Genomic DNA, 9,436 nt, shown 5'->3' with positions numbered 1-9,436 from the left:
GATGACCCGAACCACCTCGCGCCGCAGAGGCAGAACCGGCCTCGGCGCGGCACTGGTCGCGGCCGCGACCGGTATCTCGCTCGCCGCCCTCCCGTCGGCCGCCGCGGCCGCGCCGGCAGCCCCGCAGCAGCCCGGCACCGGCGTCGGGCTCGGCAAGCACGACCGGGAACTGGTCGCGCAGGCCGGACAGGACGGCAAGCGCACGATCGAGCTGCAGATGATGGCGGACAAGAGCATCATCGGCGCGCTGACCGAGGCCGGCGCGAAGATCCGGTACCGGGCCGACGATCTCGGCTACCTCCGCGTCGAGGTGCCCGTCGGCGAGGCCGAGGCGGTCGCGAAGCTGCCCGGCGTGGACGGCGTGAACGTCGACCGCGAGATCGAGCTCGACGACCCGCGCCCGGAGGGCATCCAGGACCCCTCGCCGCAGCCGGCGCCCGGCGCGGACACGCCTCGGGTCAACCCGTACATGCCGACCGGGGACACCGGCGCGGCCCAGTTCGTCGACGCGCACCCGAAGTTCGACGGCCGCGGCGTCACCGTGGGCATCGTGGACACCGGGGTGGACCTCGCCCACCCGTCGCTGAACACCACCAGTACCGGCGAGCGCAAGATCGTCGACTGGATCACGGCCACCGACCCGGCGTTCGCGAACGGGGTCAACGAGGACAACGACCCGACGTGGATCGACATGTCGGACCCGGCGCCGGGTCAGCCGTCGGGCTACCGCTTCGGGGTGTTCGACGAGCGCGACCCGCGGCTGGGCGGCGAGCTCGGCAACGACGTCAACCGCGACGGCAACCCGGCGGGCAGCATCGGCACGTTCGGCGTGCTGTGGGACCCGGCCACCGGCACCGTGTGGGTCGACACGAACCAGAACAAGGACTTCGCCGACGACGAGCCGATGACCGACTACAAGGTCAAGCAGGACGTCGGCGCGTTCGGCACGGACGACCCGGCCACCCCGGTCGCGGAGTCCATGCCGTTCGTCGTGCAGACGAGCCCGGCCACCGACTCGGTCAACATCGGCATCGTCGCCGGTGAGCACGGCTCCCACGTGGCGGGCATCGTCGCCGGCAACAAGCTGTTCGACGGCGCCATGAGCGGTGCGGCGCCGGGCGCGAAGCTGGTCTCGGTCCGCGCGTGCCTGTTCGTCGCCGGCTGCACCTCGCACGCGATGGACGAGGGCATGATCTACGCCGTCCAGGAGGCGGGCGTGGACGTGATCAACATGTCGATCGGCGGCCTGGACCTGGTCAACGACGGCAACAGCGCGCGCGAGCAGCTCTACAACAAGCTGATCACCGACCACGACGTGCAGATGTTCATCTCCGCCGGCAACGACGGCCCCGGTGTCAACACCGCGAGCCCGCCGTCGCTGGGCGAGGAGATCATGAGTGTCGGCACGTACATCACGAAGGCGTCCTGGCAGCGCAACTACGGCTCGGACGCCGAGTACGAGCAGAACATCCACCCGTTCTCCTCGCGCGGTCCGCGCGAGGACGGCGGCTTCAAGCCGAACGTGATCGCCCCGGGCTCGGCCATCTCGACGATCCCGCTGTGGATGGCGGGCGGGCCGGTGCCCGGCACGTACGACCTGCCGCCGGGCTACGCGATGCTCCAGGGCACCTCGATGGCCTCGCCGCAGGCGGCCGGCGCCGCGACGCTGCTCGTCAGCGCCGCGATCCAGCGGAACGTGTCGCACCAGGCGGCGCAGCTGCGCCAGGCGTTCAACTCGACCGCCCGGTTCATCCCGAACTACCAGGCCTACGAGCAGGGCAACGGCCTCATCGACGTGCGCAAGGCCTGGAACGCGCTGAAGGCGAACATCGCGGTCACCGACATCACGTCGGCGGTCGAGGTCAACACGGCGCTGTCGGACTTCCTGACCGTCACGCCCGGCATCGGCACGGGCATCCACGACCGCGAGGGCGTCAAGCGCGGCGACCGCTACACGCGCGAGTACACGTTCACCCGCACGTCCGGCCCGAGCCACCCGCTGACCTACAGGGTCCGCTGGGTCGGCAACGACGGCACGTTCAGCTCGCCGAAGTCGATCACGCTGCGCAAGAACAGCGCGGTCAAGTTCCGGGTGACGGTCAACCCGCGCACCGCCGGCGCGCACTCCGCGATCCTGAACCTGGACAGCCCGATGACCACGGGCATCGAGTACCAGACGATGAACACGGTCATCGCCGCCGAGGACTTCACCGAGGCGGGCGGCTACCAGATCCGGCACGGTGGCGAGGTCGGGCGCAACGACACGGACAGCTATTTCGTCCGCGTCCCGGAGGGTGTCCCGGCACTGAAGATCGACCTGACGGGCGGCGGCACCACGCCGGGCGCCGGCCAGATCCGGTTCCTGCGCTACCACCCCTACGGCGTGCCGATCGAGAACAACTCGTCGCTGAACTGCTACAACCCGCCGGTGCCACCGGGCAACGGCTGCGACACAGGCGACCCGGCGAGCCGGACGTTCACCAACCCGCTCCCGGGCGTGTGGGAGATCGTGGTCGAGGCGCGGCGGAGTTCGGACGCGGCGTTCGCGCCGTACACGATGACCGCCTCGGTGCTGGGCGCGACCGTGTCACCGAACCCCGACACGATCCCGTCCGCGCAGCTCGGCCAGCCGCTGGAGCGGCAGTACACGCTGACGAACGGGTTCGGTCCGTTCACCGGCCGGGCGCAGGGCACCGACCTCGGCAGCGCGGTGGTCGGCACCCCGACCATCGGGGACCGCGAGGTCCAGGAGTTCGAGGTGGCCGTGCCGGCGGGCGCCGACCGGCTGCGCGCGAAGATCGGCAACACGTCCGACCTGAACGCGGACCTCGACCTGTTCATCTCCGACTGCACGAGCGGTACCTGCCGGGACGTGGCGGTCTCCGCCGACGGCGACTCCGAGGAGGAGGCGTTCGTCGACGACCCGGCGGCCGGGCAGTGGAAGGTGCGGGTCGAGGGCTTCGCGGTGCCGGCCGGGGAGACCACGTACGACTACCTCGACGTGTTCACCGGCTCGGCGTTCGGCACGTTCACGGTCGCCGACACAGACCAGGAGCGGCCGGGTGGCTCGTCTTGGACCGTGACCGGCACGCTCACGCCGGGCGCGGCGCCGGGTGCCGGCCGGGTGCTGTTCGGCAACGTGCTGGTGCGGACGAACTCGGGCGCGCTGGTCGGCACGGGTGACGTCGTCATCCAGTCGGTCACGGGCTGATTTGCAGCTACTGCAACAAAACGGGCCCGGTGCGCCGATGCGGTGATCTTTCGTGTCGGCGTGCCGGGTTCGCGTCCGGCTGGGGTTACGTTGCCCGGTATGGCAAAGCGGATGGGTGCGGCGCAGGCGCGCGAGCTGGGTGACGAGCTTCGGCGATACCGGGAGCAGGCGGGGATTTCGGGGCACGTGCTGGCCGACCGGCTGGGCTGGTCGGTCAGCACGGTGTCGCGGGTCGAGAACGGCCTGACCCGGATCAGCGAGATCGACGTGGTGCGATACGCGGCCCATTGCGGGCTGGACGCGGACGACATGGACTTGTTGCTGTCCCTGTGTCGGGACCGCGGCGCACCGGGCTACTGGATGACCCACCGGCTGCGCACGCTGGTGCTGCAGGAGAACGCCGCGGAGTCCTCGGAGAGCTACGACCCGCTCGTCGTGCCGGGCCTGCTGCAGACCGAGGAGTACGCGACCGAACTGATCGGCGTCGAGGAGCTGGAGCCGACGATCGCCCGGCACCGGGTGTGGATGCGGATGGAGCGCCAGCGCGTCGTGCACGGCCGGCCGCACTCGTTCTTCGTGCACGAGCAGGCGCTGCGCCTGCCGGTGGGCAGCTCGAGGGTGATGAACGAGCAGCTGCTCAAGCTGGTGCTGCTCGCCGAGCAGCCGCACGTGTCCATCCGGGTGGTGCCGGCCGCACCGGGTGCGCGCTCGATGTTCGGTGTCGGGTTCGTGATATTGCGCTACAGCGGGCATGATCCGCTGGTGTACCTCGACTCGGCCAACATCTACCTTGAGGGTTTCGCCCATGTGGCGAAGTACGCGAACAAGCTGACCCGGCTGTCCGAGGTCGCGCTGAGCAAGGGAGAATCGCGGGAGTGGCTCGCCGCGCTGGCGAGCGAGTTCGACCGACCGGAGGACTCCCCCGATGCCCCCGACCACCTGGCGAAAGAGCAGCTTCAGCGAGGAATCTGACGGCAACTGTGTCGAGGTGGCGTTCGCCCCGACCGTGGTCGCCGTTCGCGACTCCAAGAACACCGCCGGCCCCACCCTCGCCCTCGACGCCCGCCGCTGGCGCGCGTTGGTGGCGTCCGTGTCCCGCTAGCCCGTAATGCCTGGAAGGCGTCCTTGCGGTCGCTGGGCGTCCTGAAGGCGTCCTTCAAGGCCGTTTCCCGCGAGCCGGGCGTCGTCGGCGCTGGCAGCATGGGTTTCGTGCGGATTGACGAGGAGCAGGGCTACCGGGCGTCGGCGTCGCGCGACGCGCGGTTCGACGGCCAGTTCATCGTGGCCGTGCGGACCACCCGGATCTACTGCCGGCCGTCCTGCCCGGCGATCACGCCGAAGCGGCGGAACATGCTGTTCTTCCCCACGGCGGCGGCCGCGCAGCAGGCCGGTTTCCGCGCGTGCCGGCGCTGCCTGCCGGACTCGGTGCCGGGCTCGCCGGAGTGGAACCTGCGTGCGGACCTGGCCGGCCGCGCGATGCGGCTGATCGGCGACGGCGTGGTGGAGCGCGAGGGCGTGCCGGGGCTCGCGCGGCGGGTCGGCTACTCGGAGCGGCACCTGACCCGGGTGCTCACCGCGGAGCTGGGTGCAGGTCCGCTGGCGCTGGCGCGAGCGCACCGCGCGCACTCGGCCCGGCTGCTGATCGAGACGACCTCGCTGGGGTTCGCGGACATCGCGTTCGCGGCGGGGTTCGCGAGCGTGCGGCAGTTCAACGACACGATCCGAGCGGTGTTCGCGGCGACGCCGTCGGGCCTGCGGGTCGCGGCGCGGCGGCGGTCGCACCCGGCCGGGCCGGCGGCGGGGAAGGTCACGCTGCGGCTGCCGTACCGCCCGCCGTACGACGCCGACGGGGTCATGGCCTTCCTTGCCGCACGGGCGATCCCAGGTGTCGAGTCCGTCGAGGACCGTGCGTACGGGCGGACGCTGCGGCTGCCGCACGGGACCGGCACGGCGTGGCTGCGGCCCGCGGACGGGCATTTCCACTGCGCGCTGCGGCTGACCGACCTGCGGGACCTGGGCAGCGCGGTGTCCCGCCTGCGCCGGCTGTTCGACCTGGACGCGGACCCGAACGCGGTCGCCGAGGTGCTCGGCGCCGACCCGGCACTCGCCCAGTCGGTGGCCGCGGCGCCCGGCGTGCGCCTGCCCGGCAGCGTGGACGGCGCGGAGATCGTCACCCGGGCACTGATCGGCCAGCAGATCTCGGTGGCCGCGGCGCGCACCGCGCTCGGCTCGCTGGCCGGTGCGCTGGGCGACCCGCTGCCGTCGCCGGACGGCTCGCTCACCACGCTGTTCCCCACCCCGGTCGCCATGGCCTCGCGCGGCGCGTCCGTGCTGACTGGCCCGCGCCGCCGGATAGACACCGTGCTGACCGTCAACGCCGCGCTGGCCGCCGGTGAGCTGGACGTGCACGTCGGCGCGGACGCCGACGAGCTTTCCCTGACGCTGCGGCGGTTCGCGGGCGTCGGTCCGTGGACGGCCGGCTACGTGCTGATGCGCGTCCTGGGCTCGCCGGACGTGCTCCTGTCCACCGACGTGGCGCTGCGCAAGGGCGCCCGAGCCCTGGGCCTACCGTCCGATGTGGACGGTCTGGAGGCGCGGGCCGGCGCGTGGCGCCCGTGGCGCTCGTACGCGGGCATGCACCTGTGGCGCGCCGGCTGAGGTTCACACGACGACGCGGTAGTGCGTGGTGAGCCGCAGGTCGTCGTCGAGGATGTGGCACGCCAACGCGGGCGGCAGCTCGTAGTCGAGGTCGTCGTTCTCCCACGGCAACCTCAGCGTGGCGACGACTCCCGGCGCGACCAGCAGCGGCCGCCCCGCGAACGTGGTGGCCGCCGGGGTGTGCGCGTGGCCGCAGAGAATCGCCACGACCTGCGGGTGGCGCGCGACGAGCTCGGCGAGGCGCTGCTCGCCCCGCTGCCGGATCCCGTCGATCATCGGTTGGTGCAGCAGCACCGGCGGATGGTGGAAGCAGATGAACGCGGGCGCCTCGGGCTCGGCGGTGAGGACCTCGTCCAGCCAGGCCAGCGTCTCGTCGGCCAGCAGTCCGTCGGGCCGGCCGGGAATCGTGGAGTCGCACAGCGCGAAGACGGCTCCGGCGACCTCGTGCACCTGGTTGATCGGGGCGTCGCCGCCGGCCTGGTCGAGCAGCACCTCCCGGTACGGCCCGCGCACGTCGTGGTTGCCGGGGCAGGTCAGCACCGGGTACGGCGAGGAGAGGATCTTGCGGGCCTGCTCGTACTCGGCCGGCTCACCATGATCGGCGATGTCGCCGGTGACCAGAACCGCGTCGATCGCCCGCGGCAGGGTGTTGAGGTAGTCCATCACCCGCGCGGCCCGTTCCGCGTTGCGCTCCCCGCCATCGAGATGTGTGTCGCTGAGCTGAGCGAACATGATCACGGTTCCGCACCTCCCGGCGTCGCTTTCCCGCCACAGTAACGATTCGGCGCATCAGGGGCAGCCGCACGAGTGGCGGTGCATGAACGTCGTCGGCAGGCGCTTGGTGACCGGTGGCCGGTCCGGGTCCGTGATCCGGTCCAGCAGCAGGCGTACCGCGGTCCGGCCCAGCTTTTCGACCGGCTGCGCGACCGTCGTGACCGGCGGGTCCAGCAGGTCCGCCCACTCCACGTCGTCATAGCCGACCACCGCGAGATCGCCGCCCACCCGCAGCCCGCGCCGCCGGCACTCGCGCAGCACGCCGGACAGCGTCGTGTTGTCGCCGGCCACCACGGCGGTCGGCGGGTCCGCCAGGTCCAGCAACGAGCCGAGCGCGGCCGGTGCGCCCGGGACGACCAGCTCCTCGTCCCACCGCAGCCGCGAGCGGCCGAGCCCCAGCCGGTAGCCGAGCACCCGCTCCGACGACGTCGCGAGCCCGGGCGGCCCGCTGATCATCCCGATCCGCCGGTGCCCCAGGTCCGCGAGATGGCGCACCAGCCCGGAGGTCGCGTACACGTTCTCCGGCCCCACCTGGTCGATGTCCTGGCTCGTGGTCAGCCGGTCCAGCAGCACGATCGGGAGCCCCAGCCGGCGCAGCTCCGGCAGCACGGTCTCGGACGCGTGCGGCGACGGCGTGAGGATCAGCCCGTCGACCCGGCGCGACCGCAGCGTGCGGACCGCGGACCGCTCCGCCTCCGGCTCGTCGTGCGTGTCGGCCAGCACCAGCGTGTAGCCAGAGCGCGCGGTCTCGTGCTCGATGGCCCGGATCAGCCCGGCGAAGTACGGGTTCGCGACGAGCGAGATCGCCACCCCGAGGGAGCGGGTGCCGCCGGTGACCAGCGATCTCGCGATGGCGTCGCCCGTGTAACCGATGTGCTCGATCGCGTCCAGCACCCGCGTCCTGGTCTCCGGCGCGACCGACCTGGTCGAGTTGACCACGTGCGAGACCGTCGTGATGGACACGCCCGCCAGCCGGGCGACGTCTCGCATGGTGACCATGGAAGGCTCCAGGTTTCGGTACTGTCGCAAGCGCTTGCGCAACGGTACAGAGATCACGGTACAGAGATCATCGAGAGGCCCCGCAAACCGGCTCGCCGTGGAGGTCGCGAAATGCCCGCTCGGACACAGCGGCTCCCGCCCGTGCGTAAGCGCACCGTCGCCCCGGTCCTCGCGCTCGCCGTGCTGGTGGCCATGTTCGGGCTCGCGCGCGGCGGATTTCTCGGGGTCGACAACCTGTCCCTGCTGGTCCAGCAGTCGCTGGTGGTCGGCACCCTCGCGCTCGGCCAGGCGCTGGTGATCCTCACCGCCGGAGTCGACCTGGCGAACGCGGTGGTGGCGGTGCTCGGCACGCTCGTGATCGCGAAGCTGGCCCTGACCGGCATGCCCGGTCCGGTCGCGCTCCTGACGGGCCTGCTCGTGGCGCTCGTGATCGGCGCGGTCACGGGCGGGCTGGTGTCGGGGCTTCGGCTGCCGCCGTTCATCGTCACGTTCGGGACGCTGGTGATCGTCACCGCGTCGATCCAGCTGTACGCGCAGGGCCGCACCTACACGGTCACCGACGGCACGGCCGGGCTGCTCGGCACCACGAAGTACCTGTTCGGGCGGATCGAGCTGACCTACGGCATGGGCGTCCTGCTCGCCATGTACCTCGCGACCTGGCTCGTGCTGTCGAGAACGCGGTGGGGCGGCGACATCCGCGCGATCGGCGCCGACCGCCAGGCAGCGCGCCGCGACGGGGTCCCCGTGCGCCGCAGGACGTTGACCGTGTACGCGGTGGCGGGCCTGTGCTACGGGGTCGCGGCGTGGCAGGCGCTCGGCCGGGTGCCCATCGCGGACCCCGAGGCCCTCCCGCTCGGCAACCTCGACTCGATCGCCGCCGTGGTCGTCGGCGGTGTCAGCCTGTTCGGCGGACGTGGCGGCGTGCTCGGCGTGCTGGCCGGCGCGCTGATCGTGGTGGTGCTGCGTACCGGGCTCGCACAGTCCGGAGTGGACACCCTGTACCAGGACATCGCCATCGGCGTGCTGATGATCCTCGCGGTCGCCGTGGACCGGTTCTCCCTGGGGAGCAGGCGATGAGCGGCTCGGACGTCGTGGCGGTCGGGCTGTGCACGGTCGACCTCGTGCAGCGGGTGGGCTCGCTGCCCGTGCCCGGGGAGAAGGTGCAGTCCTCGTCGGTCGAGCTCGCGGCCGGTGGCCCGGCGGCGAACGCGGCGGTGGCGGTGGCCGCGCTCGGCGGCACGGCGCGGCTGTCCACCGTGCTCGGCTCGCATCCGCTCGCGCAGCTGGCCCGGCGCGACCTGGCGGCCTGCGGGGTCGAGGTGACCGACGTGCTGCCCTACCGGGTGGCGCCGCCCGCGGTGAGCGCGGTGTCGGTGCGCGAGTCGGACGGCGAGCGGACGGTGGTGTCGCACAACGCGACGGGCGTGGCGGCGATGGCGGAGGTGGACCTCGGCGGCGCGGGCTGCCTGCTGCTCGACGGCCACCACCCGGACCTGGCGCTGCGGGCCGCGCGGGCCGCCCGTGCGCTGGGGGTCCCGGTGGTGCTGGACGCGGGCAGTTGGAAGCCGGTGCTCGCCGTGCTTCTGTCCTATGTGGACGTATGCGCGTGCTCGGCGGCGTTCTCCGCACCGTCCGCGCTGACCAACCCTGTCGTGACCCGGACGGCGGGGCCGGACCCGGTGCGCTGGACGGCCGGTGGCGCGAGCGGTGAGGTCGAGGTGGCGGCGACCGAGGTACGGGACACGGTGGGCGCGGGCGACGTGTGGCACGGCGCGGCGGCACTCGCGGTGGCGC

Annotated in this window: 8 protein-coding genes; 6 read left to right on the top strand and 2 right to left on the bottom strand. The window is 72.3% G+C overall.

Going from position 1 to position 9,436, the window contains the following annotated elements; translation table 11 throughout:
• From ACRDTB_RS35840 to ACRDTB_RS35825, 4 genes are all read left to right on the top strand, one after another.
• Window positions 1-3,211: S8 family serine peptidase (locus ACRDTB_RS35840; protein ID WP_431436696.1), on the top strand; the 3,211-nt coding region annotated here is incomplete at its 5' end.
• Window positions 3,212-3,310: 99 nt separating this feature from the next.
• Complete coding sequence (locus ACRDTB_RS35835; protein ID WP_431436695.1) at window positions 3,311-4,183, top strand: helix-turn-helix domain-containing protein; 873 nt, start codon at window positions 3,311-3,313, stop codon at window positions 4,181-4,183.
• 16 nt (window positions 4,184-4,199) lie between these two features.
• The gene (locus ACRDTB_RS35830) at window positions 4,200-4,313 is read left to right on the top strand and encodes a DUF397 domain-containing protein (protein ID WP_431436694.1); all 114 of its coding nucleotides are present in this window, start codon (window positions 4,200-4,202) and stop codon (window positions 4,311-4,313) included.
• Window positions 4,314-4,411: 98 nt separating this feature from the next.
• Window positions 4,412-5,869, top strand: a complete 1,458-nt coding sequence (locus tag ACRDTB_RS35825) for an AlkA N-terminal domain-containing protein (protein WP_431436698.1) — start codon at window positions 4,412-4,414, stop codon at window positions 5,867-5,869.
• A gap of 3 nt (window positions 5,870-5,872) precedes the next feature.
• On the opposite strand, the gene ACRDTB_RS35820 is transcribed toward ACRDTB_RS35825, so the two are convergent.
• Window positions 5,873-6,601 (bottom strand): phosphodiesterase, encoded by a 729-nt coding sequence (locus ACRDTB_RS35820; protein ID WP_431436697.1) that lies wholly within the window; start codon window positions 6,599-6,601, stop codon window positions 5,873-5,875.
• Between the two features lie 57 nt (window positions 6,602-6,658).
• Window positions 6,659-7,642: a LacI family DNA-binding transcriptional regulator gene (locus tag ACRDTB_RS35815; RefSeq protein WP_431436693.1), complete on the bottom strand. Its 984-nt coding sequence runs from the start codon at window positions 7,640-7,642 to the stop codon at window positions 6,659-6,661.
• A gap of 111 nt (window positions 7,643-7,753) precedes the next feature.
• Here ACRDTB_RS35815 and ACRDTB_RS35810 point away from each other — a divergent pair, with 111 nt between their 5' ends.
• A complete protein-coding gene (locus tag ACRDTB_RS35810; protein WP_431436692.1) occupies window positions 7,754-8,719 on the top strand; it encodes an ABC transporter permease in 966 nt (321 codons plus the stop codon).
• Window positions 8,716-9,436, top strand: a 721-nt coding sequence (locus tag ACRDTB_RS35805) for a PfkB family carbohydrate kinase (protein ID WP_431436691.1), incomplete at its 3' end; no start/stop codon positions are given. The genes ACRDTB_RS35810 and ACRDTB_RS35805, both read left to right, overlap by 4 nt.

Source organism: Actinophytocola sp. (assembly GCF_050699935.1).
Classification (GTDB): Bacteria; Actinomycetota; Actinomycetes; order Mycobacteriales; family Pseudonocardiaceae; genus Actinophytocola.
This window is presented reverse-complemented; position numbering and strand designations above follow the sequence as displayed.